Source organism: Brevundimonas variabilis, assembly GCF_014199945.1.
In the GTDB taxonomy this organism is placed as follows: domain Bacteria; phylum Pseudomonadota; class Alphaproteobacteria; order Caulobacterales; family Caulobacteraceae; genus Brevundimonas; species Brevundimonas variabilis.
Map to the genome: position 1 here is coordinate 184,534 of NZ_JACHOR010000005.1, position 26,797 is coordinate 211,330.

The 26,797-nt window shown below is 67.5% G+C and carries 25 protein-coding genes; 15 read left to right on the forward strand and 10 right to left on the reverse strand.

Features of this window, described 5'->3' with window-relative positions:
• Positions 1-33 precede the first annotated feature (33 nt).
• Positions 34-546: an S-type pyocin family protein gene (locus GGR13_RS14465; RefSeq protein WP_183214295.1), complete on the forward strand. Its 513-nt coding sequence runs from the start codon at positions 34-36 to the stop codon at positions 544-546.
• 185 nt (positions 547-731) lie between these two features.
• Positions 732-1,880, forward strand: a complete 1,149-nt coding sequence (recF, locus tag GGR13_RS14470) for a DNA replication/repair protein RecF (RefSeq protein ID WP_183214296.1) — start codon at positions 732-734, stop codon at positions 1,878-1,880.
• Here recF and GGR13_RS14475 read toward each other — a convergent pair.
• The 3 genes from GGR13_RS14475 to GGR13_RS14485 all read right to left on the reverse strand — a co-directional run bounded on the left by GGR13_RS14475 (position 1,867) and on the right by GGR13_RS14485 (position 4,708).
• Positions 1,867-3,204, reverse strand: coding sequence for a PQQ-dependent sugar dehydrogenase (locus GGR13_RS14475; RefSeq protein WP_183214297.1), 1,338 nt, complete (start codon positions 3,202-3,204; stop codon positions 1,867-1,869). The genes recF and GGR13_RS14475 overlap by 14 nt on opposite strands.
• Positions 3,205-3,212: 8 nt before the next feature.
• Complete coding sequence (locus GGR13_RS14480) at positions 3,213-3,761, reverse strand: lipocalin family protein (protein WP_183214298.1); 549 nt, start codon at positions 3,759-3,761, stop codon at positions 3,213-3,215.
• An 86-nt stretch (positions 3,762-3,847) separates the two neighbouring features.
• Positions 3,848-4,708, reverse strand: a complete 861-nt coding sequence (locus GGR13_RS14485) for a DUF1206 domain-containing protein (protein WP_183214299.1) — start codon at positions 4,706-4,708, stop codon at positions 3,848-3,850.
• A 522-nt stretch (positions 4,709-5,230) separates the two neighbouring features.
• Here GGR13_RS14485 and GGR13_RS14490 point away from each other — a divergent pair.
• The 4 genes from GGR13_RS14490 (at position 5,231) to GGR13_RS14505 (ending at position 8,351) form a co-directional block, all read left to right on the forward strand.
• The gene (locus GGR13_RS14490) at positions 5,231-6,190 is read left to right on the forward strand and encodes an ABC transporter ATP-binding protein (RefSeq protein WP_183214300.1); all 960 of its coding nucleotides are present in this window, start codon (positions 5,231-5,233) and stop codon (positions 6,188-6,190) included.
• Positions 6,187-6,957, forward strand: a complete 771-nt coding sequence (locus GGR13_RS14495; RefSeq protein WP_183214301.1) for an ABC transporter permease — start codon at positions 6,187-6,189, stop codon at positions 6,955-6,957. The genes GGR13_RS14490 and GGR13_RS14495 overlap by 4 nt, the downstream gene beginning before the upstream one ends.
• A gap of 14 nt (positions 6,958-6,971) precedes the next feature.
• Positions 6,972-7,253 (forward strand): DUF427 domain-containing protein, encoded by a 282-nt coding sequence (locus GGR13_RS14500; protein ID WP_183214302.1) that lies wholly within the window; start codon positions 6,972-6,974, stop codon positions 7,251-7,253.
• A 99-nt stretch (positions 7,254-7,352) separates the two neighbouring features.
• A complete protein-coding gene (locus GGR13_RS14505; protein WP_183214303.1) occupies positions 7,353-8,351 on the forward strand; it encodes a hypothetical protein in 999 nt (332 codons plus the stop codon).
• A 3-nt stretch (positions 8,352-8,354) separates the two neighbouring features.
• On the opposite strand, the gene GGR13_RS14510 is transcribed toward GGR13_RS14505, so the two are convergent.
• Positions 8,355-8,732: a hypothetical protein gene (locus tag GGR13_RS14510; protein WP_183214304.1), complete on the reverse strand. Its 378-nt coding sequence runs from the start codon at positions 8,730-8,732 to the stop codon at positions 8,355-8,357.
• A 244-nt stretch (positions 8,733-8,976) separates the two neighbouring features.
• Between GGR13_RS14510 and GGR13_RS14515 the strand changes: the two genes are divergently transcribed.
• Complete coding sequence (locus GGR13_RS14515) at positions 8,977-11,997, forward strand: 2-oxoglutarate dehydrogenase E1 component (protein WP_183214305.1); 3,021 nt, start codon at positions 8,977-8,979, stop codon at positions 11,995-11,997.
• Between the two features lie 71 nt (positions 11,998-12,068).
• Positions 12,069-13,613: a 2-oxoglutarate dehydrogenase complex dihydrolipoyllysine-residue succinyltransferase gene (gene odhB / locus GGR13_RS14520; protein ID WP_183214306.1), complete on the forward strand. Its 1,545-nt coding sequence runs from the start codon at positions 12,069-12,071 to the stop codon at positions 13,611-13,613.
• 121 nt (positions 13,614-13,734) lie between these two features.
• Here odhB and GGR13_RS14525 read toward each other — a convergent pair whose 3' ends face one another.
• Both GGR13_RS14525 and GGR13_RS14530 read right to left on the reverse strand, forming a co-directional pair.
• Positions 13,735-14,931: a CaiB/BaiF CoA transferase family protein gene (locus GGR13_RS14525; protein WP_183214307.1), complete on the reverse strand. Its 1,197-nt coding sequence runs from the start codon at positions 14,929-14,931 to the stop codon at positions 13,735-13,737.
• A gap of 38 nt (positions 14,932-14,969) precedes the next feature.
• Entirely contained in the window at positions 14,970-16,238 is a 1,269-nt protein-coding gene (locus tag GGR13_RS14530; RefSeq protein WP_183214308.1) for a YihY/virulence factor BrkB family protein, read from the reverse strand.
• Between the two features lie 86 nt (positions 16,239-16,324).
• On the opposite strand from GGR13_RS14530, the gene GGR13_RS14535 reads away from it, so the two are divergent.
• The 7 genes from GGR13_RS14535 (at position 16,325) to GGR13_RS14565 (ending at position 22,563) form a co-directional block, all read left to right on the forward strand.
• A complete protein-coding gene (locus GGR13_RS14535; protein WP_183214454.1) occupies positions 16,325-17,086 on the forward strand; it encodes an MOSC domain-containing protein in 762 nt (253 codons plus the stop codon).
• Positions 17,083-17,970: a peptide chain release factor N(5)-glutamine methyltransferase gene (gene prmC / locus GGR13_RS14540; protein WP_183214309.1), complete on the forward strand. Its 888-nt coding sequence runs from the start codon at positions 17,083-17,085 to the stop codon at positions 17,968-17,970. The genes GGR13_RS14535 and prmC overlap by 4 nt, the downstream gene beginning before the upstream one ends.
• Positions 17,971-18,066: 96 nt before the next feature.
• Positions 18,067-18,726 (forward strand): nicotinate-nucleotide adenylyltransferase, encoded by a 660-nt coding sequence (locus GGR13_RS14545; protein ID WP_183214310.1) that lies wholly within the window; start codon positions 18,067-18,069, stop codon positions 18,724-18,726.
• 112 nt (positions 18,727-18,838) lie between these two features.
• The gene (rsfS, locus tag GGR13_RS14550) at positions 18,839-19,366 is read left to right on the forward strand and encodes a ribosome silencing factor (RefSeq protein ID WP_343060431.1); all 528 of its coding nucleotides are present in this window, start codon (positions 18,839-18,841) and stop codon (positions 19,364-19,366) included.
• A gap of 38 nt (positions 19,367-19,404) precedes the next feature.
• Entirely contained in the window at positions 19,405-19,869 is a 465-nt protein-coding gene (gene rlmH, locus GGR13_RS14555) for a 23S rRNA (pseudouridine(1915)-N(3))-methyltransferase RlmH (RefSeq protein WP_183214311.1), read from the forward strand.
• Entirely contained in the window at positions 19,869-20,945 is a 1,077-nt protein-coding gene (locus GGR13_RS14560) for a murein hydrolase activator EnvC family protein (RefSeq protein ID WP_183214312.1), read from the forward strand. Before rlmH ends, GGR13_RS14560 begins: the two co-directional genes overlap by 1 nt.
• 151 nt (positions 20,946-21,096) lie before the next feature.
• Positions 21,097-22,563: a S41 family peptidase gene (locus GGR13_RS14565; protein ID WP_183214313.1), complete on the forward strand. Its 1,467-nt coding sequence runs from the start codon at positions 21,097-21,099 to the stop codon at positions 22,561-22,563.
• 50 nt (positions 22,564-22,613) lie between these two features.
• On the opposite strand, the gene GGR13_RS14570 is transcribed toward GGR13_RS14565, so the two are convergent.
• From GGR13_RS14570 to GGR13_RS14585, 4 genes are all read right to left on the reverse strand, one after another.
• On the reverse strand, positions 22,614-23,228 hold the full coding sequence (locus GGR13_RS14570; RefSeq protein ID WP_183214314.1) for a DUF1134 domain-containing protein: 615 nt from the start codon (positions 23,226-23,228) through the stop codon (positions 22,614-22,616).
• 157 nt (positions 23,229-23,385) lie between these two features.
• Positions 23,386-23,922 (reverse strand): TIGR00645 family protein, encoded by a 537-nt coding sequence (locus GGR13_RS14575; RefSeq protein ID WP_183214315.1) that lies wholly within the window; start codon positions 23,920-23,922, stop codon positions 23,386-23,388.
• A gap of 2 nt (positions 23,923-23,924) precedes the next feature.
• A complete protein-coding gene (pheT, locus tag GGR13_RS14580; RefSeq protein WP_183214316.1) occupies positions 23,925-26,333 on the reverse strand; it encodes a phenylalanine--tRNA ligase subunit beta in 2,409 nt (802 codons plus the stop codon).
• Positions 26,330-26,755 carry a hypothetical protein gene (locus GGR13_RS14585; RefSeq protein WP_183214317.1) on the reverse strand — a complete coding sequence of 142 codons (426 nt, stop codon included), beginning with the start codon at positions 26,753-26,755 and terminating at the stop codon, positions 26,330-26,332. Before GGR13_RS14585 ends, pheT begins: the two co-directional genes overlap by 4 nt.
• Between the last annotated feature and the right edge of the window lie 42 nt (positions 26,756-26,797).

The following is a 26,797-nucleotide window of genomic DNA, read 5'->3' on the forward strand; positions in this document are numbered from 1 at the left end:
CTGTTTCACAGGTTTAACGGGAGACTGCAGGGCATGGCTGGTCGTGACTTTTTCATCGTCGCCGGGGTGGCGGTGTTTGCTGTGCTGGGCGGATGTGACAACGGGCCATCGGCCGTCGCGACTCGCGACCGCTCGCCCGAGGTCGCCGATGTGGCCGTAATCTCGAACGCGGCAAACCCGGACGCCTTGACGGCCAGGGCTCTGCCCGAGCCGACCGTCCTCACCGCCAATCGACGCGAAACCGTCGATGCCAAGATCCTGCGGCTTTATGAGCGGAACGGGGCGGACTTCGGGGCCCGCTCGCCCGAGGACTTCGTGGCAAGGGTCGAGGCCTTCACCAAGAACCCGCCCGCCGGGGTCGAAAAGGTCAGTCGGCCGAATGGCGACACCCTTCTGTATCAGGCCTCGACCAACACATTTGCCGTCGTCGCGCGCGACGGGACAGCCCGAACCATGTTCAAGCCGGACGACGGCCCGACCTACTGGGCCGAGCAGAAGGAACGCGCCCCAACCTTCGGCCAGCGGCAGGTGACGGCCGACAACTGACGCCGGCTTGCGAACGGCGAGGGCTGAAGGCGGAGCGGTTGAGGTGGACATGGATCGCGATTCCGCCGATGCCGAGAGCGGGGTCCCGCCTGTCCGCTGACCGGGATCAGAGCCCGGCTGGAATGCGGCGGGCCTGATCCGGCGCGCGTCAGCGACCGGCCTCGTCGCATGAGATTTCGTCCGCCTTGATCACCCGCCTGACCCTGACCGATTTCCGCTCCTATGCGGCCGCGACCCTGGCGATCGGCCCGGGACCCGTCGTGCTGCACGGGCCGAACGGAGCGGGCAAGACCAATCTTCTCGAGGCCTTGAGCCTGTTCACACCGGGTCGAGGGCTGCGCGGGGCGACAGCCCATGAGATGGGCCGACGCGAGCCCGGCGAAGCGGTCGGACGGGCCTGGGCCGTGGCCCTGACGCTGGAAGCCCCGGATGCAGACGCCGGCGATGACCCGGTCCGGCTAGGCACCGGGGTCCAGACCGCCGGTGCCGGCCGGCGGATGGTGCGGATCGAGGGCGAGACCACCGCCCCCGGTCGCCTGCTGGATTATCTGAGGCCGGTCTGGGCCACGCCGGAGCAGGACCGGCTGTTCTCCGACGCCCGGGCCGAGCGGCTGAAATTCTTCGACCGGCTGGTCTTCGCCGCCGAGCCCGCGCATGCGGCGGTGGTCTCGGCCTATGACAAGGCGCTCCGGGAACGCCTGCGGCTGCTGGTCGACGGGGCGGAGGGGCGCGAGGCCGACCCGCTCTGGCTGGATGCGCTGGAGCTTCGGCTGGCCGAGACCGGCACCCGCGCCGCGCTTTCCCGGGCCGCAGCCCTCAAGACCCTGCAGACCGGGATCGACGCCCGCGCCGATCGACCCTTCCCGCAGGCCGACCTGTCGCTGACCGGTGAGGCCGAGGCGCTGGCAGCCGAGGGTGCAACGACCGAAACGATATCGGAGACGATCCGCGAGGGGCTGCGACGGTCCCGCGGCCGGGATGCGGCGGCAGGCCGTTCGCTGTACGGACCCCACAGGTCCGACCTGACCGCGCTTCATCGCGAGAAGAACCGTCCGGCTGCAGAGGGGTCCTCGGGCGAGCAGAAGGCGCTGGTGCTGAACCTGATCCTCGCCCAGGTCGCGCGGCTGGGCATGGCGGGATCACCGCGTCCGGTCCTGCTTCTGGACGAGGCCCCGGCCCATCTGGATACCCCACGGAGAGCGGCGCTGTTCGACGAGATCATTGCCCTCGACCTTCAGGCCTTCATGACCGGTACCGAGGCGTCGCTGTTCGGCGATCTGGGGACCCGCGCGAGCTTCGTCCGGGTCGAGGCCGGGGGCTTCAGCGTCGGGTGACAGCCCCCGGTCCACTGGCCTGCACGCGCCAGATCACATTGCCGACATCATCGGCGACCAGCAGGGCACCGGTCTGGTCGGTCTCGACGCCGACCGGACGACCCAGGGCCTCGCCGTCCCCGTTCAGGAAGCCGGTCAGGATATCCTGCGGTGGGCCCGAAGGCTTTCCGGCCGTGAACGGCACGAAGACCACCTTGTAGCCGGACGGCGGGTTGCGGTTCCACGACCCGTGCTGGCCGATGAAGGCCCCGTTGCGATAGGCCGCCGGGAAGCTGGCACCCTGGTAGAAGGTCAGACCCAGCGAGGCCGTGTGCGCGCCCAGGGCATAATCGGGCTTCAGTGCGCGGGCGACGAGGTCGGGCCTTGCGGGCTTGATCCGCGTGTCCACCGTCTGGCCATAGTAGCTGTAAGGCCAGCCATAGAAGGCTCCCGGCGTCACCGAGGTCATGTAGTCCGGGACGAGGTCGTTACCCAGTTCGTCGCGTTCGTTGACGGCCGTCCACAGCATGCCGCTGTCCGGCTGCCAGTCCATGCCGACCGGGTTGCGAAGACCCGAGGCATAGAGGCGGCGGGCTCCGGTGGCGACGTCGATCTCGAGGATGGCGGCACGGTCGACCTCCTCGTCCATGCCGTTCTCGCCGACATTGGAGTTCGACCCCACGCCGACATAGAGCTTCGATTCGTCAGCGCTTGCGACCAGGCTCTTGGTCCAGTGGTGATTGCGTCCTGCGGGCAAGGGGCTGAGGGTGACCGGCGTCGCCTCGATCCGGGTCTGGCCCGTGACATAGGGCACGGCGACCACCGCATCGGCATTGGCAATGAACAGGCGATCACCCACCAGCGCCATGCCGAAGGGCGAGGTCAGGTCCTGCATGAAGACCGAGCGGGTTTCGGCGGTCCCGTCACGGTCGGCGTCACGCAGCAGGATGATCCGGTCCGGGCTGGGTACCGCGGCACCGGCACGGCCCATGACCTGGCGCATGACCCAGCCGCGGATCCCGCCCTTCTTGTCCTCGGGCTTGGGCGGCGCGTTGGACTCAGCGACCAGCACATCGCCGTTGGGCAGGGGATAGATCCAGCGCGGATGGTCCAGGCCTGTCGCAAAGGCATTCACGGAAAATCCCGGGGCCGCCGTCGGCATCTGGCCGACTGGCCACCCGACAGCGGGCGCGATCTTGACGGTCGGTACGAGGCCTTTCCGAGGCTCGGGCAGTTGCGGACTGGCTCCGAACCCGGCCGAGGGATCAAGCGCCGGACCACTGCCGCAGGCCGCCAGCGTCAGGGCGGCGGCCGAAATCAGGACCGCACGGTTCGGAGAGCGCATGACGTACCTCATTGCGGGGCGGTTTCGGGGAACTCGAGCCGTGTGGTGTCGTAGCCAAGCGCGCGTGCCCGATCGACCAGGCGGGCGAGTTCGGCTGGACTGGGCACGTCACGCGTATAGATCCAGAGCTTGTCGAAGGTCGGGTCGGCCGAGATGAACCATCTGTAGTCGTCGGCCCGGTCCAGGACCCAGTAGTCCCAGGTGATCAGACCTGCGAGGTAGCGGACGCGGAGCTTGGCGTTGGTGCCGGGGTCCATGATCGCACCCGATCCCGTGATCGCCCGCTCCTTGCCCTGCGGTGTGCCCACCTGACAGGTATCGCGCACGGCCACCCGCTCCGGCGTGGCCTCGGTGTAGATCGTGGCTCCCGCCACGCAGCCGTCTGTCAGCCGAAGGGGCAGGCGGCCGATTTCGAGCCAGCGTCCCTCATAGAAGCGTGAAATCTCGATCGGCTTCAGCGGCTGGGGGGCGCGCACTTCCGACGGTGAGGGGGCGGTGACGCAGGCCCCGAGGCTGAGGAGGCTGATGGCGGCGATGGCGAGGGCGCGAAAGGTCATGCTCTGTTCCGGTCTGAAGCCAAGTTAGATCGCAGATACGTCATCTGTTCCACCATCGGACGCGGTTGATCGTCGCGTTCCACGCCTCATCCGTTGAGCGGGTTGAGGTCGGGCGTACGGATACGCCGGAACCGCGCCTCGACGAAGGCGAAAGCCCCGAAGGCCATGAGCCCAAGCGCCGTAAGCCCCAGCATCCACGATCCGCCCGGCTGGGCCTCCAGGGCATCCAGCGACGCGCCGAAACTGGTGACGGACTCCGCCCTGGCCCGCAGGCCGGCAAGGGCGACGAACAGGGCCAGCGGCAGATAGGCGAGACCCCGGGCCACATAGCCTGCCCGGGCGATCACGGTGAACCAGCGCTTCTGCTCCAGCGTACAGGCCAGGTCCTCGCCGAAATCTGCCCCGATGCCCTTCAGGATATTGCCAATGCCAACGCTGGCAATGGTGAGCCCGACTCCGATGAGCAGCCAGTCGCCAAAGGGCAGGTCCAGCACCATGGACGCCTTCTGCTGGTTTTCCGCAATATCGTCTGCGCTGGGATCGGCTCCGACCTCATCCAGCAATTCGAAGACCGTGGCGGCGAGCAAGCCATAGAACAGCCCGCTGACCGCCTGACCGGCGCGCAACATCAGCGCCTTGGGGCGGGTGCCTTCGCGATCGGCGTCGAACACGGCCTGCAGCACGCGCCAGAGCACAAAGGCCCAGAGGCCCAGACCGAGCAGGATCAGCCAGGTGCGGCCGAACGGTTGCCGCGCCAGAGCCCCGACGGCCCCGCCGGTGCCCACCGACGAATCCACCATGTCCAGCGCAGCCATCAGGGTCAGCAGGCCGATGGACAGATACACGAACCCTCGCGCACCGTAGCCGAACCGGGCCACAAGCTGGACGACCTTGTCGACGGTCGGGCTGGTTCGGGAAAAAGGGTTCGGGACGGCGAGTCGGGTCATGGGGCATCCGTTCAGGATGGCTGGAACTCGTCATGTGACGAAAGGCTCCGCGCCCCGACGTCCCGCCCTTCCTGACCGCTTCCAACGGCGAAAGCCGGATGAGTGGGTCGGGAGTGCGGAAAAAACAGTCGTGATCGTCTCGATCGTCTTGATCCGCCCTCCGGGCCTTCGGGACAGCGAGACGATCGCACGGTTTCGGAGCGTGCCGGGCTCGGGCTGTGCCGATTTCTGCAAGATGCTGATTTCATTCGGTCGGATCGCGGGGACTGTGAGGGGCAGAAGTCCATTTCATTACGCTCATCCCGGCGAAAGCCGGGACCCCCTTCTCTGGGCTGGTCAGGGCGTAGCGGGTGCGCGCGAGGGTATCTGCGCCTGAAAAGGCACTGGGTCCCGGCTTTCGCCGGGATGAGCGGTCAGGAGGGGCGGCACCACCGGTCGCAAGCAAATTCACGCCGGCCTTGAGACCTGCCGGGTTGTCGCCATATTCAGCGCGCGGCCACGAGCCGTGGACGCAGGTATCGCATGACGACATCCCCGAACGCCCCCGCCATCGTGATCCAGGGGCTGACCAAGACCTATGCGTCCGGGCTTCAGGCCCTGAAACCCGTCGATCTGACCATCGCCAAGGGCGAAATCTTTGCCCTGCTGGGACCGAACGGGGCTGGCAAGACGACGCTCATCTCGATCGTCTGCGGAATCGTCAATCCGACCACGGGATCGGTGTTGGCCGACGGCTACGATATCCAGACCCAGTTCCGCGAGGCGCGGACCCGAATCGGTCTGGTGCCGCAGGAGTTGACGACCGACGCTTTCGAGACCGTGCTGGCCACCGTGACCTTCAGCCGGGGTCTGTTCAGCCGGGCACCCAATCCCGCCTTCATCGAGAAGATCCTTCGCGACCTCAGCCTGTGGGACAAGAAGGACAACAAGATCATGACCCTGTCGGGGGGCATGAAGCGCCGGGTGATGATCGCCAAGGCGCTGAGCCACGAGCCGGAAATCCTGTTCCTCGACGAGCCCACGGCGGGCGTGGATGTCGAGCTGCGACGCGACATGTGGGCCCTCGTCCGGACCCTGCGCGACAGGGGCGTCACCATCATCCTGACCACCCATTACATCGAGGAGGCCGAGGAGATGGCCGACCGGGTTGGCGTGATCCTGAAGGGTGAGCTGATCCTGGTCGAGGACAAGACGACGCTGATGAAGAAGCTGGGTCGCAAGACGCTGACGCTGAACCTGATCGAGACACTGGAGGCGGTTCCGGCCGAGCTGGCGGAGTGGAACCCGACCCTGATCGCGGACGGACATGAACTGCAGTACGAATTCGACGCCAATGCCGAGGACACGGGCGTGCCGTCGCTGATCCGCCGGATGGAGGCGCTGGGGATCGGGTTCAAGGACCTGAACACCCGCCAGAGCTCGCTGGAGGACATCTTCGTCAGCCTGGTCCACCAGTCTTCGTCACAGGAGAAGGCGGCATGACCGGTTTCAATGCCTATGGCGTCTGGGCCATCTACCGGTTCGAGATGGCGCGGGCCCTGCGCACCGTCTGGCAGTCGATCGTGACGCCGGTGATCACCACGGCCCTGTATTTCGTGGTCTTCGGCTCGGCCATCGGCTCGCGCATGACCGAGATCGACGGCGTGCCGTACGGGGCCTTCATCGTGCCCGGCCTGATCATGCTGAGCCTGTTCACCCAGTCGATCTTCAATGCCTCGTTCGGCATCTATTTCCCGAAATTCACCGGGACGATCTACGAGATCCTGTCTGCGCCGGTCGGGCCCTTCGAGATCGTGCTGGCCTATGTGGGTGCAGCGGCGACCAAGTCGGCGGTGCTGGGGCTCATCATCCTGGCGACGGCGGCGTTCTTCGTGCCGCTGCAGATCCTGCACCCGGTCTGGATGCTGACCTTCCTCATCCTGACAGCGACGACCTTCAGCCTGTTCGGCTTCATCATCGGCATCTGGGCCAACGGGTTCGAGCAGCTGCAGATGATCCCGATGCTGGTGATCACGCCGCTGACCTTCCTCGGCGGGTCCTTCTATTCCATCGACATGCTGCCGCCCGTCTGGCGGACGATCACCCTGTTCAATCCGGTCGTCTATCTGATCTCGGGGTTCCGCTGGAGCTTCTACGGCTCGGGTGACGTTGGCATCGTCTGGAGCGTGGCTGCGACATTCGGCTTCCTCCTCGCCTGCCTTGGCGTCGTATGGTGGATGTTCAAGACCGGCTACCGGCTGAAATCCTGAAGGAGGATCGACCCATGACCACAGCGACCTGGAACGGCAAGATCATCGCCCAGTCGGACGACACGGTCGTTGTCGAAGGCAACCACTATTTCCCGCGCAATTCCGTGGATGCCAGTGTCCTGACCGACAGCGCGACGACGACAGGCTGCCCCTGGAAGGGCACGGCCAGCTATCATTCGCTGGTCGTCGATGGAAAGACGAACCCGGATGCGGCCTGGTACTATGCCGAGCCGAAGTCTGCCGCCGCCGAGATCAAGGACCGTATCGCTTTCTGGAAGGGCGTCGAGGTTCGCTGATCCGCGTCATTAAACGGACGAACTGAGCGGGCAGGTCGCAGAGCCGTTCCGACCGGTCGCGCCTTGACGGGCGGGACCGGTCCTGTTTTCGAGATCGCCATGTCTTCCGACCGCCCAGACGACACCTCTGCCGCCCCCGAAACGGAAACGCCGGTTCCGGCACGATCGGCAACGCCCTTCGTCCGGGCACCGATGCAGTGGGGGCGTCCCCCTCAGGTCGTCTTCCAGGCCGGACCCTTGCCGCGCGGACAGCGGCTGGAGCCCCTGCCGGAAACGCCGTCCCAGCCTCCGCCCCGTCCTGTCGCTCCACAGGTTCGGCAGGCGTCGGCCTTTGGCGGCAGTATCCATTCCGGCTCGTTGATTCCCCGCGCCCGACCCTCCGCTGCGACGGGGCCGTTGCCGACGTCCGCGCCTGCACGGCCGACGCCGACGCCGACGCCGGAAGCCGTCGCCGCGCCGCTGCCGCCAAGGGCTGAGGCCCCGGTTGCGACCCGGGCTCCGCAGACCCCGCCGCCGCCTCCTGCCGAACCCGCACCCTCAACCCGGCTTGCGGTCGAGGCACCGGCCTTCGAATCGTCGGCACCCCCGGCGGACGGGGTCCAGAACCCCCCGTCTGTCCGGGCGCGACCGGCCAGCCGCACGCCGATCTATGCCGGGATTGCCGCGGTGGCCGTGATCGGCGTGGCGGCGGCCGCCTGGTTCGCCTTCAGGCCCGGCTCTGCGACCACACCTGAGATCCCGGTCCCGGCAGCGTCGATCACGACGCCGCCAGCCGCTCCGGCGCAGGTTGCGGCATCGGTTCCGGACGTCGAGCCCGATCCAGCGGAGCCGAATGCTGTCGAGGCCCCCCCGCCCGCGTCACCGATTGCATCGGGCCCGTCGCCATCAGCGACACCGGCTTCCAACCGCCCGGTGGCGGCAATCCGGACGGCGAGCCCGGCTCGGACCGAGTCTGTCCCGTCATCCCAACCGCAAGCGCCGGCGATCGTGGTCGCCCCCCTGGAGCCTGTGCCTGCCGGTCCGCCGCCGACGGTGGCCCAGCCTTCGCAGACCGACCCCGACGCCCCGATCCTGACCCGGCCCCAGCCGCTGGACTAGTGTCTATTTGAGGGTGAGGTAGTTGCGTTCGACCATGCGCCGCATGCCCTCATAGACCTCGGCCAGCTCCTCATAGGCGAGCCGAAAGGCGTTGAGGCGGGCGGTCTGGTCGGGCGTGACCGGCGAGCCGGACTCCGAAAGTCGCAGGGCCTCGGCCACCCAGCGGGCCCGGGCCGCCGCGACCATCACAGCCAGGCGCTGGAACGTCCCGGCATCGACCTTGGCCAGGGTCGTGCCGATCACCTCGCGGTTGGACACAAAGGCCGTGTAGTCGATCTGCTCCAGAAGGCCGCGCAGGCGGCGCTGCTCCTGAGGATCGATGTCCTGGGGCTCGAAATGGTCGCTCTGGCGGCGGTAGCTGGAGGTCATGATGCTGGACACGTCGGGCTCCGGTCTGAACGACGGATCCGGACTTTGCGCCAAGTCGGTTAACGACCTGTTCCCCCCGGGTCCCCCATGCGACTGCGGCCAGCACCCGCGACCTTCGTCGAAATGCGCCGTGCGCGGCAATTTTCTCGCGTGATTGCCCCGCTTCGGTCATGACCGGCGCGAAAACACTCCCTATATAGGCGCGTCGCTTTCCGCGCGGACGGGTGTGTGGCGACCAAGGGACGAGACGAATACGATGGCGGACGATGCCGGCCGGCTGAACCAGGTCTTTGCCGAGACCAGCTTCCTGTATGGCGCGAACGCCGGGTTTATCGAGGACCTGCACGAACGTTGGGCCAATGATCCGGGTTCGGTTTCGGGCGAGTGGCGGTCCTTCTTCGACCAGCTCCGGGACAATGCGGAGACGGTGAGGGCTTCGGCCGATGCCGGAAGCTGGGGACGCGCCCCGCTCACCGAGCCCAGCGACGAGACCGGCGTGTTCGACGGGCGCTGGCCAGCACCCCGGCCCGCTCCGGCCAAGCCGGGCGCGCCCGCAGCTCCGGCTACAGCGGCTCCCGCGCCTGCAGCATCGACTAGTGCGGCAGACATCCGTGCGGCCGCGCATGATTCGATCCGGGCGCTGATGCTGATCCGGACCTATCGGGTCCGTGGCCATCTGCACGCCAAACTGGACCCCCTGGGCATCGAGAAGCCCGTCGAGAATGCCGAGCTGACGCCCGAGTTCTACGGCTTCACCGAGGCGGACCTGGATCGTCCGATCTATCTGGATGGCGTGCTGGGGCTGCAATACGCCAGTGTGCGCGAGGTCATGGCGCTGCTGGAGCGCACCTACTGCGGCACCATCGGTATCCAGTACATGCATATTGCCGAGCCGGAGGAGAAGTCCTGGCTGCAGCAGCGGATCGAGGGGCCGGACAAGTTCGAGCAGAACGGCTTCACCCGCGAGGGCAAGATCGCCATCCTGAACAAGCTGATCGAGGCCGAGGGCTTCGAGCGGTTCCTTCACAAGCGGTTCCCCGGCACCAAGCGGTTCGGCCTCGACGGTGGCGAGGCCATGGTCCCGGCGCTGGAACAGATCATCAAGCGCGGAGGCAATCTGGGTGTCGACGAGATCGTGCTGGGCATGGCCCACCGGGGTCGCCTGAACACGCTCGCGGCCGTGATGGGCAAGCCCTACAAGGCCATCTTCCACGAGTTCCAGGGCGGCTCGACCGTGCCCAGCGACATCGAGGGATCGGGCGACGTCAAATATCACATGGGGGCCAGCTCGGACCGGTCGTTCGACGGCAACACCGTCCACCTGTCGCTGACCGCCAACCCCAGCCACCTCGAGATCGTCAACCCGGTCGTGCTGGGCAAGGCGCGGGCGAAACAGGCGTTCGATATCCGCGAGGCCAATGCCGGCCTGCCGGAAGACCAGTGGGCGCTGGACCGGTCCAAGGTCATGCCGCTGCTGATCCACGGCGATGCCGCCTTTGCCGGCCAGGGCGTCGTGGCCGAGTGTTTCGCGCTGATGGGTCTGAAGGGCTACCGGACCGGCGGTTCGATGCATTTCGTCATCAACAACCAGATCGGCTTCACGACCTCGCCGCGGAACAGCCGCTCGACACCCTATTGCTCGGACGTGGCCCTTATGGTCCAGGCACCGATCTTCCACGTCAACGGCGACGATCCCGAGGCCGTGGTGTTCGCCGCCAAGGTGGCCACCGAGTATCGCCAGAAGTTCAACAAGGATGTGGTGGTGGACATGTTCTGCTACCGCCGCTTCGGCCACAACGAGGGCGACGATCCGACCTTCACCCAGCCGCTGATGTATTCGAAGATCCGCGCGCTGCCCTCGACCCGCGAGATCTATTCCGAACGCCTCGTCGCAGAAGGGGTCATCACCCAGGCCGAGATCGACGCCGAGATTGCGCGGTTCGATGCCTTCCTCGATGCCGAATTCGAGGCCGGCAAGACCTTTGCCGCCGACAAGGCCGACTGGCTGGACGGCCAGTGGAAAGGCGTGGGCCTGCCCGATGGCGACGAACGCCGCGGTGACACCGGTGTGGCGCGTCAGAAGCTGGTCGAGATCGGCCACGGCCTGACGACCATCCCCAATCAGGTCGACATCCACAAGACGCTGAAGCGGGTCATCGAGGGTCGTCGCGAGATGATCACCTCGGGACAGAACATCGACTGGGCAACGGCCGAAAGCCTGGCGTTCGGGTCGCTGCTGGACGAGGGGTTTCCGGTCCGCCTGTCCGGCCAGGACTCGGTGCGCGGCACCTTCAGCCAGCGTCACTCGGGCATCATCGACCAGACCACCGAGGCCCGCTACGTTCCGCTGAACAACATCCGCGAGGGCCAGGCCCAGTTCGAGGTGATCGACTCGGCGCTCTCGGAAGAGGCCGTGCTCGGCTATGAGTACGGCTATGCCCTGACCGATCCGAACACCCTGGTCATGTGGGAAGCCCAGTTCGGCGACTTCGTGAACGGGGCCCAGGTGGTGATCGACCAGTTCATCAGCTCGGGCGAACGCAAATGGCTGCGGATGTGCGGCCTGACGATGCTGTTGCCACACGGCTATGAAGGCCAGGGCCCGGAGCACTCCTCCGCCCGCCTCGAGCGGTTCCTGCAGCAGTGCGCCGAAGACAATATGCAGGTCGCCAACTGCACGACGCCGGCCAACTATTTCCACATCCTGCGTCGCCAGATGCATCGCCCGTTCCGCAAGCCGCTGGTGATCATGACGCCCAAGTCGCTGCTGCGGCACAAGAAGGCGGTCTCCACCCTGGCCGACCTGTCCGAGGGCTCGAGCTTCCACCGCGTGCTGCACGACGACGCCCAGACGCGCCCCGAGGTCAGCGGCATCAGGATCAAGGCAGACAAGGACATCCGCCGTGTCGTCCTCTGCTCCGGCAAGGTCTATTACGACCTGCTCGACGTCCGCGAGAAGAAGGCGGCGGCCGGCGAGGCTGTCGACGACGTCTATCTGATGCGTCTGGAGCAGTTCTATCCCTGGCCGATGAAGTCGCTCCTGACCGAACTGGCGCGCTTCCCGGGGGCCGAGCTGGTCTGGTGCCAGGAAGAGCCCAAGAACATGGGGGGCTGGACCTTCGTCGATCCGTGGCTGGAACTGACGCTCGACAAGCTGTCGGTGAAGTCGAAGCGGGCCCGATACGTCGGCCGCCCGGCCTCGGCGTCGACGGCGGCGGGTCTGATGAGCCGCCACCTGAAGGAACTCGAAGCCTTTACCAACGAAGCCTTTGCCTGATCTTCCCCGTCCCGGGTGACGGCGATGCCGTCTCCGGGATGACCCCTGATTGATGACCGAAAGACCGACCGATGGCCGATATCCTGACCCCGACGCTTGGCGAGTCCGTTGCCGAAGCGACCATCGCCAAATGGACCAAGAAGGTCGGTGATCCCGTGACCAAGGACGAGATCCTGGTCGAGCTGGAAACTGACAAGGTCTCGCTGGAAGTCGTGGCACCGGCCGATGGCGTCCTGTCGGACATCAGGGCTGGGGACGGTGACACCGTCGTGCCGGGCACGGTGCTGGGCGTCGTGACCGAGGGAGCCGCTGCAGCACCCTCGCCCGCCAAGTCGGCGCCTGCCGCCAAGGCTGCGTCCGCCGCGCCGGCCCCGGCTGCGGCGGCGGCGGCTGCTCCGGCTCCGGCCTCCGCCGCCGTGACCATCGCCGTTCCGACCATGGGCGAGAGCGTCGCCGAGGGGACGATGGGCAAGTGGCACAAGGCCAATGGCGACAGCGTCAAGAAGGACGAACTGCTGGTCGAGATCGAGACGGACAAGGTCGCGGTCGAGGTCTCCGCTCCCGCCGACGGCGTGCTGGAAGTCCTGGTCGACGAAGGCACCTCGGTCACCCCGGGGCAGGCCATTGCCCGCATCGCGGGCGCAAGCGGTGCAGCGGCCGCCCCGGCGGCCCCGGCCACGGGCGGTTCGGCCAATGCCGGATCGGCGGCCTTCAAGGCACCCGCGGCCGATGCGCCGCTGTCGCCGGCGGTCCAGCGCGTGGTTGCCGAGAACAATCTGGATCCGAAGGCGATCGCCGCCTCGGGACCCAAGGGCAATATCACCAAGGGCGACGCGCTTGCCGCCATCGGTGGAGCCGCGCCGGCCAGGGCGGCAGCCCCGGCTGCGCCTGCGACCATCGCCCCCCGGGCGGACCAGCCGCGTGAGGAGCGGGTCAAGATGACCCGTCTGCGCCAGACGATCGCGCGCCGCCTCAAGGAATCCCAGAACACGGCCGCCCAGCTGACCACCTTCAACGAGGTGGACATGACCAGTGTCATGGCCCTGCGGACCCAGTACAAGGACGTCTTCGAGAAGCGCCACGGCGTGAAACTCGGCTTCATGTCCTTCTTCACCAAGGCGGTCGTCGCGGCCCTGCACGAGCTTCCGGCCGTGAATGCCGAGATCGACGGCACCGACATCATCTACAAGAACCACTATGACATCGGCGTCGCCGTCGGCACCGACCGGGGTCTGGTCGTGCCGGTGCTGCGCGATGCCGATACCCTGAGCCTGGCCGGGATCGAGAAGGGCATCGCCGCGCTGGGCAAGGCCGCGCGCGACGGCGACCTGACCATGGACCAGATGCAGGGCGGCACCTTCACCATCACCAATGGCGGCACCTATGGGTCGCTGATGTCGACCCCGATCCTGAACGCGCCGCAGTCGGGCATTCTGGGGATGCACAACATCGTCCAGCGCCCGATGGCCGTGAACGGTCAGGTCGTGATCCGTCCGATGATGTATCTGGCCCTCAGCTACGACCACCGGATCGTCGACGGCAAGGAAGCCGTGACCTTCCTGGTCCGGATCAAGGAGCTGCTGGAAGACCCGCAGCGGGCGCTTCTGGACCTGTAAGCCGGGAAAGCTGCCCCTCCACCGCTTCGCGGTCCCCCTCCCCACTGCGTGGGGAGGAAAACGCCTGTCCTCCCCATCGCGCAGCCATGGGGAGGGGGACCCCGAAGGGGTGGAGGGGCCACTACGGCTTGAGCGTCTCCAGCACAGCGAGCGTGTCCTGCCCAAGCGCCGGCGGCGGCGCACCCGCCCCCACAGGTGTTCGCGACATGCGGATCGGAGATGCCACGGTAGTGACCGGCGCGTCGAGGTCGGCGCGGGTCTGTTCGACGACCAGTCCCCGCGCGATCGCCTGTGGCTCCTCGAAGACCTGGTCGATGGTGTTGACGGGACCGCAGGGCACACCGGCTGTCTCCAGGGCCGCCATCAGGTCCGCCATGGTGAACCCGGACGTCACGGCGGTCAGACGCAGGGTGAGGGCGTCCCGGAAGCCGATCCTCAGGGCATTGGTCAGGAACCGGGCGTCGGTCGCCAGATCCTGGTCGCCTAGCGCTCGGCACAGGGCCCGGAACTGCCCGTCATTGCCCACCGCAATCACCACCATTCCGTCCGTACAGGCAAAGGGCTGATACGGTGCGAGGTTGGGGTGGGCGTTGCCCATGCGGGTCGGAGCCGTGCCGGAGACGAAATAGTTAGCCGCCTGATTGGCCAGCATGGCGGCCTGGACATCGAACAGGGCGATGTCGATGTGCTGGCCCTCGCCCGTGGCGCGGGCATGCAGCAGGGCGGCCAGGATGGCGTTCGACGCATACATGCCGGTGAACAGGTCGGTGACGGCGACGCCGACCTTCATCGGCTCGGCGCCGGGTCGGCCATCGGCCTGGCCGGTGATGCTCATCAGCCCGCCCATGGCCTGGATCATGTAGTCATAACCGGCCTGACCGGCGCGGGGACCGGTCTGGCCGAAACCGGTGATCGAGCAATAGACGAGCCGGGGGTGGATGGCGGTCAGGCTGGCGAAATCCAGCCCGTACTTGGCCAGACCCCCCGTCTTGAAATTCTCCACGACGACGTCGCAGGTCAGGGCCAGTTCGCGGGCCATGGCCGCCCCCTCGGGTGAGGCAATGTCCAGCTCGACCGACTTCTTGCCCCGGTTGGCGCACAGGAAATAGGCCGCGTCGCCCGGCGTGCCGTCGGTCCGTGTGGTGAAGGGCGGGCCCCATTGCCGGGTGTCGTCGCCCGTGCCCGGTCGCTCGATCTTGATCACCTCGGCCCCCAGATCGGCAAGGGTCTGGGTGGCCCACGGGCCAGCAAGCACACGGGACAGGTCCAGTATGCGAACGCCCTGAAGCGGGCCGTGGGACAGGTGTGCGTCGGTCATGGGCGAGACCTAGCCTGCCCTGCCAGCGTCGCAAAGTCTCAGCCTTGTGAGCGGGCCTTCCGCTTGGTGACCCGGTCAGCGACCTGTTCGGCATGCTTCAGAGTGAAGGCAAGGGCTGCCGGATTGCCTCGGCGTGCCCCAACCGAATCCGCAACGATCGCACCCCGCGTGCCGATGGGGGCCGCATCGCCCGTTGTGGTATCGATGGCGGTCTGGTGCTCGATCTCGGCGTTGAGTTCGGCGCCCATCAGGACGATCTGTACCGAGAGCCAGGTCCACAGCAGGAAGCCCATCATCGCCGCCAGCGGGCCGTAGCTGTCGGTGCGGACGAAATTGCTCAGATACCAGCTGAACAGGACGGACAGGGCCACGCTGGCCGTCGCAGCAAAGATCGCGCCCGGCGTCAGCCAGCGCCACCGCGCCCGCGCCCGGCACGGCCCGAAGCGGTAGATCACGGTCAGGGCGGCGGCATACAGCACGAACAGGACCGGCCAGCGGAGTGGGGCCAGCGCGGCCCATTCGTCCTGCAGGCCGAACACGGACAGCGCCAGCGGCACGCCGACGACCAGGGCCGCACTGAGCAACACGGCCGCCAGCCCGGTCAGGGTGAAGGCAAAACACAACAGGTTGTAGTGGACCAGATTGCGCTTCTCGACCTCGTGGTAGGCAACGTTGATGCCGTAGAAGAGGGTCTTGATCCCGTTGTTGGCGACCCACAAGGACAGGGCCAGCGTCCAGACGAGGGTGAAGGTCAGCTCCGAACTGTTGTTCTCGGCCAGCCGCTGCATCTCGCCATTGATGAACTGGGCCACGTTGGAGGGCAGGGTCGTGTACAGGAACGACACGCGCGTGGCCGCGTCCGCGGGGTCCGCGAACAGGCCGTAGATGGTCACAAAGGCTGCGAGCGTCGGGAACAGGGACAGCAGGAAGAAGAAGGTCACACCGCCTGCCACGAAGCCGACACGGTCGCCGAAATAGGCTCCGCCCGTCCGCCACAGGACGTCTGTCCAGCCCTTCAGCGGGATATGGTGCGGGCGTTCGGCCAGCCGGCCCCGGCCGGGCTCACGGCTATCATAATCGTGGGGGGTCGGATCCGGAGTCCCCGGTGGAACCGGCCGTTCGGTTCGCAGGTCGATCCCGATCTTGTGGCCCTGGCTGTAAAGCAGATGCGCGGCGGTCGCCCCCGCGGTCAGGCCCCCGAGGGCAGCACCGATGAATTTCAGGACCGACCCGCGTCCGTCTCCGGAGCGGCCCTGCAGGCGACCGACGAGGCGGCGCGGGTGACGGATCGGGAACTGAAAAGGCATCGGTGCCTCAAACGGGGGCGGACGCCGTGCGTTCCCGTGGGGCTTGCGACTTGCCTGAGACAGACGGGTCGGGCACTCAGCATCGCGTGTCCGCCTCCGTCTCCGCCCTGTATCGCCATCCTGTAAAGGGCTTCACGCCCGAGCCGCTGGATCGCGTCAGCCTGACGGCTGGACGGCATTTTCCAGGCGACCGCCTGTACGCCGTCGAGGTGGGCCCGTCAGGCTTCGACCCCGACACCCCGGGCCATGTGTCGAAGATGAAATTCGTGGTCCTCGCCCGGTTTGCGGCGGTCGCGAAAGTGCGCACCCGTTGGGACGCAGCCACCGGTCTGTTGTCGGCGCGGCGGGAGGGCCGGCCCGATCTGGATGTCGATCTGGACGATCCCGCGGACCGGCGACGGCTGGAGGCCTGGCTGAGCGAGGCCCTGGGCGACGACGTGGATGCCCCGTTGAAGGTTCTGTCCGCCAAAGGCCACCGGTTCATGGATGATCCGGCCGGCCATGTGTCGATCCTCAACCTGGCCAGTGTCCGGGATTTCGAGGCGCGGCTGGGTCGACCGGTCGATCCGCTGCGGTTCCGGGCCAATATCCATGTCGAGGGCTGGCCCGCCTGGGTCGAGAACGACTGGGCTGGTCGCGAGATCGCGGTCGGCGGAGCACGGCTGGCGGTGGTCAAGCCGATCGTCCGTTGCGGCGCGACCCATGTCGATCCGGCGACGGGCGAACGGGACATCGATCTGGTGCCCGCCCTGTTCGAGACCTATGGCCATCGCTGGTGCGGCCTCTATCTGTCTGTGATGACGGACGGGCCCGTCGCGATCGGCGACCCTGTGGAGATTTTCGCATGAACGACCCCGCACAGACGCTGGTCACGACCTGGAAGGCGGCGCAGGCGCGGCTGAAGACGGCGGGCATCGACAGCCCCGCCATCGACGCGCGGCTGCTTCTGGAGGCGGCAACCGGTGCCGGGCGCGTCGACATTCTGACCGATCCCTACCGGGCCGTCTCGGACGACCAGAAAGCGGTGCTGGACGGCTATGTCGAGCGGCGACTGAAGCGCGAGCCCGTGTCGCGGATCCTGGGCCGCAAGGCTTTCTGGAAGATCATGCTGAACGTCACGCCCGATGTGCTCAGTCCCCGGCCCGATACCGAGACCCTGCTGGATATCGCGCTGCTGGCCTTCGAGCCCCACCGCGCCTTCAGCGTGATCGACCTGGGGACCGGGTCAGGGGCTATTCTGCTGGCGATCCTGGCAGAGCGAGCCGGCGCGACCGGGGTCGGGACCGATGTGTCGTCCGAGGCCCTGGCGGTCGCGAAGGAGAATGCGGCCAATCTGGATCTCGAAGGGCGCGCGGTCTTCCTGCGCACCGAGTGGGCCGCCGGTTTCGGGGACCACAGCTTTGACCTGGTCGTCTCGAACCCGCCCTATATTCCTTCGGACGACATTCCCGGACTGGATCCGGAGGTGCGCGAGCACGATCCGATCCTGGCGCTGGATGGTGGGCCGGACGGCCTGACGGCCTATCGCGAACTGGCCCCCGAGATCCGGCGCATCCTGAAGCCCGACGGGATCTTTGCGGTCGAGATCGGCTGGGACCAGGCCGCGGCGGTACGGTCGTTGTTCGTCGAGGCGGGATTCGAGGGCGTGCGCGTGGTCAAGGACCTCGGCGACCGGAACCGCGTCGTGACCAACGGTCCGGACCCGCGCACCAACCCCATTCCCAAGGGCTGACGATCGTCCGTCATCGGAGGCGACAGCCGGGAACCGGCGTGTTAGCTCAGACCTGAGCATAAGCTCCCGCCCAAATGTGATCAGCCAGAGCGCGACGTGTCCTTCTTCCATGCCGGTCCCGCGCCCAAGACTTTCGGCCCGCGACACGGGGCGTTGCGCGATGGTCTGACCCTGAGCCCCGGACTGACGGTCGGGCTGTTCGGCGGCTCCTTCAATCCGGCTCACGACGGGCACGCCCATGTGGCCACGACGGCGTTGCGGCGACTGGGCCTGGACCGGGTGATCTGGCTGGTCTCGCCGCAGAATCCGCTGAAGTCGGCCGACCAGATGGCCCCGCTGGCCCAGCGCATGGCTTCGGCCCGGGCCATGGCCGAGGGGCCGTCCATGATCGTGTCGGACTTCGAGACCCGGGCGGGGACGCAATGGACCATCGACACGCTTAGGGCCCTGACGGCCCGGCACCCCGGCGTTCGGTTCGTCTGGCTGATGGGATCGGACAATCTGGCCAGCTTTCACCGCTGGCGCGGCTGGATCGACATCATGCAGATGATGCCGGTCGCGGTCGTGGCCCGGCCGGGAACGATGCTGGAAAGCCGTTCCGCTCCGGCTGCGCGACGGTTCGCAGGGCACAGGGTCTCGTCGCGGGAAGCCCAGTCATTGCCCTATCTGGCCGCTCCGGCCTGGACCTATCTGCGGGCCCCGCTGAACAGCAGCTCCTCGACGGCGTTGCGGGCGCGACGAGGCACAACGGGGTGATCCTGCAGCGCGGGGTGACGTTTGTGGCCGTTCGTGCTATGGCTCGTCTTTATAGTCCTCCCGGAGCTTTCCGCTGACCCCCTCGACCGCGCACGATGCGCAAGCCGATGCCGTGTCCAACACGGCCCACGAAATGGATGCCATCGATCCGATCCACGATGAACATGGTGCCGCCGCCGGCGATCAGGATGATGATCTGAGCGACGACTCCGCCGCCGATTTTCCGCTGTTCAGCGCCGACGACGGCGAGGACGACGACACCGTATCCTTTGGCGCGCAGGCGGTCCTGCCGACGGGCGCGACCGAGCTGGAAAACGCCATCCTGGCCAAGCTTGACGAGGACAAGGCGCAGGACATCGTCCTGATCGACCTCAAGGGCAAGTCGCCCATGGCCGACACGATGATCGTGGCTTCAGGCCGCTCGCACCGCCACGTCGGAGCCCTTGCCGATCACCTGCAGCGCACGATCAAGCAGCACGGCCTGGGACGCACCAAGGTCGAGGGCCTGCCGCATTGCGACTGGGTCCTGATCGACGCCGGGGATGTCATCATCCACCTGTTCCGGCCCGAAGTGCGGATGTTCTACAACATCGAGAAGATCTGGGCCGTCGACAGCGCCCACCGCACCGCCCGGGACTGACATCCCGGTTTCGGCGGACCAGCGGGTTCAGCGAACAGATGAAACTGGCCATCCTCTCGATCGGCAAGCCCGGACGGGGGCCGGAGGCGACGCTGGCGGCCGATTATGCTGCGCGGGCATCGGCCTCCGGTCGTGCCCTGGGACTGGGCCCACTGGATCTCATCGACCTTGATCCCCGAAAGCCGGGCAAGGCGCCGGAGGCCGAGCTGCTGCTGGGGGCCGCCGACGGCGCGCACCTGATCGCCTGCGACGAACGGGGGCGCACCTACGGGTCGCGAGCCTTCGCCGATCACATTGCCCAGCTGCGCGACCGCGGCGAGCGGCGGCTGGTGTTCGCGATCGGCGGGGCGGACGGACTGGATGCCAGTGTGCTGGAGGCCGCGTCCTCGACCCTGGCCTTCGGGCCCCAGACCTGGCCCCATGCCCTGGCCCGGGCCATGCTGGCCGAACAACTCTATCGGGCGGTGACGATCCTGTCGGGTTCGCCCTATCATCGCGACTGATGGCGCGCCTGATTCCCCTGACCCTGCTGGCGATCCTCGCCGCCTCGCCCGCCGTGGGGCAGCGGCCGCAGGACAGTGAACTGCGCAGCCTTCAGGCCGAATATCGCGATGAACAGGTCCGTGCGCGCCGCCTGCGGGCCGATGCCGCCGACGCGACAGCCGAAATCCGCACCCTGGATCGCCAGCTGGCCGCCCTGACCCGGGCCCAGAGCGTCGACGATGTCCAGCTCGAGGCCCAGCGCGCCCGGTTGAACGAACTCGGGCGTCGGGAAGCGGCCCTGGTCGAGGCCCTGTCGAAGGAGCGCGGCGCGCAGGGTCGACTGCTGTCCGCGCTGCAGATGATGAGCCGCGATCCGCCGCCACCGCTGCTGATCCCGGCGGAACGGGCCGTGGACACCGTCCGGGCCTCGATCCTGATGAAGGCCATGGCCCCGACACTTCAGGCCCGGACCCGGACCCTGGTCGACCGGCAGGCCGAGGTTTCGCGCGTGCGCCGGCTGGCCGTGATGTCCTCGGAACGGCTGTTCACGACCGAAAGTGCCCAGGGCGACCGGCGCGCCGAGATCGAAGGGCTGACAGCGCGCAAGACCGCCCTGACGGCCGTGCTCAGGGCCGATGCCGCGCGCGCGGACCGGGCCGCCGAGGCGCTGGAGGCCCGGATCCGGGCTCTGGGCGGCACGACGCCCCGTCTGAACGCGGCCGAGGCCAGCGCCGTCGCAACCCGGCTGCCCGGTGGCCGCACCCGCCTGTCGCCACCGGTGCGCAGCGCACCGGCGGCCCGTTTCGGCCAGGGTTCGGGCGGCTGGCGCTGGGCTGCCGGAGCCGGTCCGGTTACAGCCCCCGCGGCGGCCCGCGTCGACTATGCGGGGCCGCTGAGTGGCTGGGGGCAGGTGATCATCCTGGATCTCGGTCCGGGATGGCGTGCGGTGATCGCGGGTCTGGACCAGGTGGACGTGGAGGTCGGGGCCCGTGTGGCCGACGGCCAGTCCCTGGGGCGGACCGGCGACGACGGCGAGGTCTATTTCGAACTGCGGCGCGAGGAGCGACCGGTCGATCCGGGCCCCTGGCTGGAGTAGGGGCCCGAACGACAGCCCCCTTTCAAACCGCCGATCACCCTGATTTTATCGCGGCAACGCGCCACGGCCACGATTTCGTCGTGACTTCAACGTCCGGACCCTACAGACCGGTGATCCCGAGCCTTCGGGAGTCGCCTTCGAAAGACATCTGATGAAGAAACGCCTGATCGTCGGAACTGCCATCCTCGCCTTCGGCATGGGAGGCATGACTGTGGCGGCACAGACGCCGCGCAACGAGACGTTCCGGATGCTGGAGCTCTTCGGCGACGTGCTGTCGACGGTCGAGCAGTATTATGTGGTCCCGGTCGACAACAAGAAGCTGATCGAGGCGGCGCTGGCGGGGATGATGACCGCGCTGGACCCGCATTCCAACTATCTGCCGCCCGCCGGTTTCGACGATCTGCAGGAGCGGACTTCGGGTGCCTATTCCGGTGTGGGCCTGACCATCTCGACCGAGGGCGGACTGGTGAAGGTCATCTCGCCGATGGACAATTCGCCAGCAGGGCGCGCAGGGGTCCAGGCGGGTGACGCCATTTCCGCCATCGATGGCCAGAGCGCTGCGGGCCTGACGGTCTCGCAGGTGTCGGACAAGCTGCGCGGCGCGATTGGGACATCGGTCACGGTGACCTTCCTGCGCGACGGCGAGGAGCCGCGCGAGGTCGTGCTGACCCGCGAGGTGATCAAGATCGAATCCGCCACCGGCCGTGTGGAGGGCGACTTCGGCTATCTGCGGATCTCGACCTTCAACGAGAACACCGGCCGCGAGCTGGCCGTCGCCATCGCCAAGATCAAGACCGAGAAGCCCGATGTGAAGGGCTTCGTGCTGGACCTGCGGAACAACGGAGGCGGTCTGCTGACCGCGGCCATCGAGGTCTCCGACGCCTTCATGGAGCGTGGCGAAATCGTCAGTCAGCGGGGCCGGACCGCCGAACAGATCGAACGCTATGCCGCGCGACCGGGTGACCTGACCGGCGGTCTGCCGGTCGTGGTGCTGGTCAACTATGGCTCGGCCTCGGCGTCGGAGATCGTCGCGGGCGCGCTCAAGGATCAGGAGCGGGCCACGATCGTCGGCCTGACCAGCTTCGGCAAGGGATCGGTCCAGACCGTCATCCCGATGAACCAGGGCCGCGACGGGGCCCTGTCGATCACCACGGCGCGCTATTACACGCCATCCGGCCGGTCGATCCAGAAGATCGGAATCGAGCCGGACCTCGAGGTGGCGCGGTCCACCGCCGAGGCGCGGATCGTGTCGCGGTCCAGCTTCATCTATTCCGAGGCGGCCTATTCCACGGCCCTCGACTCGTCGATCGGCGAGGAGCGCAAGAAGGCTCACGTTCCGATCGAGAGCCCCGGTCGCGACTATGATGAAGACACCGATTACCAGCTGCAGCGCGCGCTGGACGTCCTGAGGGCGGGCGGCGACCTGACGAAACTGGCCGCAGCCCCGGCCGGTATCGTGGTCAGCCCTGCCGGCACCGAGGGTCCGTTCCTGCCCGAGGAAGACGAGGCCGCGACACCGACGCCGCCCGCGGTCACGCCGACCCCGGATCCGGACGCGCCACCAGCGCGCGCCCCCGAGATCACGCCCGGCAACCGCCCGACACCCGAGCGCAGATAAACCTTCCGCTCATCCTGGCTTTCGCCGGGATGAGCGGGATTGAAGTCCGCCTAGAACGGCAGCAGGTTGCGCTGTCGGCTGTAGGCCATGGTGCCGACATTGGCACCCAGGCGCAGGCCGACGCCGGTGCGGACCGGAGCCAGGACGATGCCGTCGGCGCGCTGGTAGTTCACGCCCAGCCCGGCAATCAGATAGGCCGTGCCCTCGACGCCTGGATAGCGTCGGTAGATGGCGTCCGGCGTGTACAGGCCATAGACCAGGGTGAAGACGCGGCTGGCATTGCCCCCGACGTCCCAGCCGATCGATATGCCCTGCCAGAACACGTCCTGGGGTGCTGCGCCGGTCTTCATGTGCAGCGCGCCACGCCCGTAGCGCAGGCCGACGGCCGCGGCACCGGAGCCCTCCTCGCCGGCGATGTAGGCGGTGGGGCGGTCGCCCTGGTCGGCGAAGATGCGCTCGATGGCCCCGCCCATGGCCTCGGCGGCGATACCCAGTTCGCGCGAGCCGGCGGCCACCAGCTCATCGGCCGTATAGGCCTGGGCCGTGCTGTCGGACGCGATCGGATAGTTGGGATCGCCGGCGGGGCGAGGGGCTGTGGCGCAGGCCCCGAGGGCCGTTGTCGCGGCAGCGGCGAAACCGGTCTGGATCAGGTGGCGGCGGTGCATGGTGGCCTCGTCTCGAATGGGGGGCACCCGTCAGCGCGGGCTTGGCCGCAGGGTGTCCGGCGTTTGAGTCAGCCTTGCGGCGTCAAGGTTAACGGAAGCTTGCCACACGTGCGATCCAGGCGCGTCGGCGGCCCTTGAAGGCCGCAGTGGCGGGGGATCAATGTTTGTCTGTCTTCGCCGCCAGCCAGTCCATCAGGGCCAGCAGCACGCCGGAAACCACGAAGGTCAGATGGATCACGACCAGCCAGTAGAGCTGGGGCTCATTGAACGGGGCCTCGGCATCGACCTCGCCGATCTCCATGAACCGCTTGAGCAGATGGATGCCGGAGATGGCCACGATCGAGGCGATGAGCTTCATCTTCAGGCCGGAAAAGTCGACGGTTCCCATCCAGGGCGGACGATCCGTCGTGTCGGCGATGTCCAGCTTGGACACGAAATTCTCGTAGCCCGAAAACAGCACGATCAGCAGCAGATTGCCGGCCAGCGACAGGTCGATCAGCGTCAGGACGACCAGGATGACATCCTCGGCATCCATCACGAGAATCTTCGGCGCGTAGTAGACCAGCTCCTTACCGAACACGATGACCAGCATGGCCAGGGCGACGATCAGGCCCAGATACATCGGGGCCATCAGCCAGCGCGAGGCGAACAGCGCGCGTTCGAACCGGGTCTCGATGAGCGGTTTCAGCCCCATGCTCAGCTCCTGAGCGTCCCTCCGACCTTGGCGGCAGCGGCAACGACCCGGGCCGAGAGTGCCTCGATTTCCGTATCGGTCAAGGTCGCCTCGCGCGGCTGGATCACGATCTCCAGGGCGACCGACTTCGATCCCTCGGCGACACCCGGTCCGCGATAGACGTCGAACACCCGGACGTCCGTGATCAGCGCCTTGTCCGCCCCGGCAATGGCGCGGACCAGATCGCCGGCAGCAACCGCCTCTGCGACCACAAAGGCGAAGTCACGGGTGAGCGGCATCAGATTGGGCAGGTTGGCGGGGCCACGGGTCTTGGTCTTCTGGCCGCGGGGTTCGGGCACCGACTCCAGCACGATCTCGAACGCCAGCATGGGGCCGTCGGCGTCCAGGGCCTTGAGCACGCGCGGATGTACGGCCCCGAACTCGGCGATGACGGTCTTGGGGCCCAGCTGCAGACGGGCGGAGCGGCCGGGGTGCCACCAGTCGCGGTTCGAACCCTGCACCAGCTGCAGCGACCCTACCGGGGCCCCGAGGGTCTCCAGCAGGGCCATCAGGTCACCCTTCAGGCCGGACAGGGCATCCTCGGTCGTGCCGGACCAGTGACGCGGCGCGCGCGGGGCGATCAGGCCGCCGATGACCGTGCGCTGTCCGTCCGGCTGGTCGGTCAGATAGATGGGCCCGATCTCGAACAGGGCGGCGTCGGGGTGACCCCGTGCGGCATTGCGGGCGGCGGCCTGGATCAGATTGGGCAGGACCGAGGGGCGCATGCAGTCCAGATCGGCGGCGATCGGGTTCTCCAGCACCAGCCGGTCATCGCCCCCGCCGAACAGGGTGGCGATGCCCTGGCGGGTGAAGGACCAGGTGACGGCCTCGGCATAGCCCATGGCGGCCAGGGCCCGGCGGGCGATGCGCACCCGCGCCTGACGCGGGTTCAGCACGCCGCGCGACGAGGTCTTCTGATCGGGCAGGGGCGTGGCGGGCAGGGCGTCGAAGCCCTCGATCCGGGCGACTTCCTCGACCAGGTCGGCCGGGCCCTCGACATCCCGGCGCCAGGACGGCGGCGTCACGGTCCAGGGAGCCCCGGCCTGAACCAGAAAGCCCAGCTGGCCGAGGATGGTCCCGATCCGGTCGTCAGGCAGGTCCAGTCCCGACAGCCGCTTCACATAGGCCGGGTCGAAGGTGAAGCCGACGGGGTCGGCCGGAGCCTGACCCGCGACCACGATCTCGGACGGCTCGCCGCCGCACAGGTCGAGGATCAGGCGCGTGGCCAGTTCCAGACCCGGCACGACCGAGGCCGGATCGACACCCCGGGCAAACCGGTACTGGGCATCGGAGTTGAGGCTCAGCGTCCGGCCGGTCTGGGCCGTCGCGATCGGATCGAACCAGGCGCTTTCGATGAAGACGTCGGTGGTGTCGTCGGAACAGCCGGTCGACTCGCCACCCATGACGCCACCGAGGCCGATCGGCCGCTCGCCACCTGCATCAGCGATCACGGCCATGCCTGGGTCGGCCGCATAGGTCTTGCCGTCCAGGGCGATCAGGTGCTCGTGCTCCCCGCTGTCGGAGGCGGTCTGGCCGCCGCGCACCACGATCTCCGACCCGACCAGTTTCCCCGCGTCATAGACATGCAGCGGCCGGGCGCGGTCGTAGGCGATCAGATTAGTCACATCGACCAGGCGGTTGATCGAGCGCAGGCCGATGGCCTCGAGGCGGCGCTTCAGCCACTCCGGCGACGGTCCGTTCTTCACGCCCCGGATCAGCCGACCGGCAAAGACCGGACAGAGGTCCGGGGCCTCGATGCGTACCGTGATCGGCGAGGGGAAGGCCCCGCGCACCACGGCGACGTCATAGTGTTTCAGCGTGCCGACGCCGGCCGCAGCCAGGTCGCGGGCGATGCCGGCGACGCCCAGCCAGTCGGGCCGGTTGGGGGTGACCTCGAAATCGATGACAGGCTCGACGGCAAACACTTTCGCGGCCGGGGTCCCGACCGGGATGGCCTCGGGCAGGTCGAGGATGCCGTCGCTCTCGTCGGCCAGTTCCAGCTCGGAGGCGGAACACAGCATGCCGTTGGACACGACGCCCCGCACCGGCTTCTCGACCAGGGTGACGCCGAGCCCGGGCACATAGGCCCCGATCGGGGCATAGATGGTCGTCAGACCGGCGCGAGCATTGGGCGCGCCGCAGACGATCTCCTTCAGCCCGTCGACGGTCTCGACCTGACAGACGCGCAGGCGGTCGGCATTCGGATGCTGCACGGCCTCGACGATACGGGCGACCGTGAAGGGGGCGAGCGAGACGGTAGGGTCGCTGACGTGCTCGACCTCCAGCCCGGCCATGGTCATGGCCTCGGCGATCGCCGCCGCGTCCGCCGTCGTGTCGAGGTGATCCTTCAGCCAGCCGAGAGTGAATTTCACGAGGTCTGGTCTCCGGCGGACTGGCTGCGCGCGCTGACCAGCATGGTCTCGAGGTGCTCAAGCATTTCGTCCGAGCCGGTGAATCCGACCTGGACGAAACGGCAGTTGACGAACCGGCAGTTGGAGACACCGATGACGCCCGCCAGCTTTTCACCCAACGGCTTGTAGAGCAGCGACCGCGGGTTGGTCGCGACACCCAGATTGCAGCCGTCCAGCGTCACGCCCGCCAGGATCGCCACCACGGCCGGCCCCTCGATCACGCATTCGGTGAAGGTCTTGCCGTCGATCGTCGTCTGGCCGGCATTGAGATGATGCACCGAAAGCGACGGCAGCCAGACGGCTTCTCGCGTGAAGTCGGTCCGCGCGACGAGGGCGCGGCCGAAGGCTTCGTCGGTCGACATCGTGGCAGTCGGTTCGGTCATGGGCTTACTCATCGGGCAGAAGGGTCGGTCGGGAGACCGTCG

Coding starts and splice junctions, on each gene's coding strand:
- GGR13_RS14465 (WP_183214295.1), top strand. CDS start 34: ATGGCTGGTCGTGACTTTTTCATCGTCGCCGGGGTGGCGGTGTTTGCT.
- GGR13_RS14475 (WP_183214297.1), bottom strand. CDS start 3,204: ATGCGCTCTCCGAACCGTGCGGTCCTGATTTCGGCCGCCGCCCTGACG.
- GGR13_RS14480 (WP_183214298.1), bottom strand. CDS start 3,761: ATGACCTTTCGCGCCCTCGCCATCGCCGCCATCAGCCTCCTCAGCCTC.
- GGR13_RS14485 (WP_183214299.1), bottom strand. CDS start 4,708: ATGACCCGACTCGCCGTCCCGAACCCTTTTTCCCGAACCAGCCCGACC.
- GGR13_RS14490 (WP_183214300.1), top strand. CDS start 5,231: ATGACGACATCCCCGAACGCCCCCGCCATCGTGATCCAGGGGCTGACC.
- GGR13_RS14495 (WP_183214301.1), top strand. CDS start 6,187: ATGACCGGTTTCAATGCCTATGGCGTCTGGGCCATCTACCGGTTCGAG.
- GGR13_RS14500 (WP_183214302.1), top strand. CDS start 6,972: ATGACCACAGCGACCTGGAACGGCAAGATCATCGCCCAGTCGGACGAC.
- GGR13_RS14505 (WP_183214303.1), top strand. CDS start 7,353: ATGTCTTCCGACCGCCCAGACGACACCTCTGCCGCCCCCGAAACGGAA.
- GGR13_RS14515 (WP_183214305.1), top strand. CDS start 8,977: ATGGCGGACGATGCCGGCCGGCTGAACCAGGTCTTTGCCGAGACCAGC.
- odhB (WP_183214306.1), top strand. CDS start 12,069: ATGGCCGATATCCTGACCCCGACGCTTGGCGAGTCCGTTGCCGAAGCG.
- GGR13_RS14525 (WP_183214307.1), bottom strand. CDS start 14,931: ATGACCGACGCACACCTGTCCCACGGCCCGCTTCAGGGCGTTCGCATA.
- GGR13_RS14530 (WP_183214308.1), bottom strand. CDS start 16,238: ATGCCTTTTCAGTTCCCGATCCGTCACCCGCGCCGCCTCGTCGGTCGC.
- prmC (WP_183214309.1), top strand. CDS start 17,083: ATGAACGACCCCGCACAGACGCTGGTCACGACCTGGAAGGCGGCGCAG.
- rlmH (WP_183214311.1), top strand. CDS start 19,405: ATGAAACTGGCCATCCTCTCGATCGGCAAGCCCGGACGGGGGCCGGAG.
- GGR13_RS14560 (WP_183214312.1), top strand. CDS start 19,869: ATGGCGCGCCTGATTCCCCTGACCCTGCTGGCGATCCTCGCCGCCTCG.
- GGR13_RS14565 (WP_183214313.1), top strand. CDS start 21,097: ATGAAGAAACGCCTGATCGTCGGAACTGCCATCCTCGCCTTCGGCATG.
- GGR13_RS14570 (WP_183214314.1), bottom strand. CDS start 23,228: ATGCACCGCCGCCACCTGATCCAGACCGGTTTCGCCGCTGCCGCGACA.
- GGR13_RS14575 (WP_183214315.1), bottom strand. CDS start 23,922: ATGGGGCTGAAACCGCTCATCGAGACCCGGTTCGAACGCGCGCTGTTC.
- GGR13_RS14585 (WP_183214317.1), bottom strand. CDS start 26,755: ATGACCGAACCGACTGCCACGATGTCGACCGACGAAGCCTTCGGCCGC.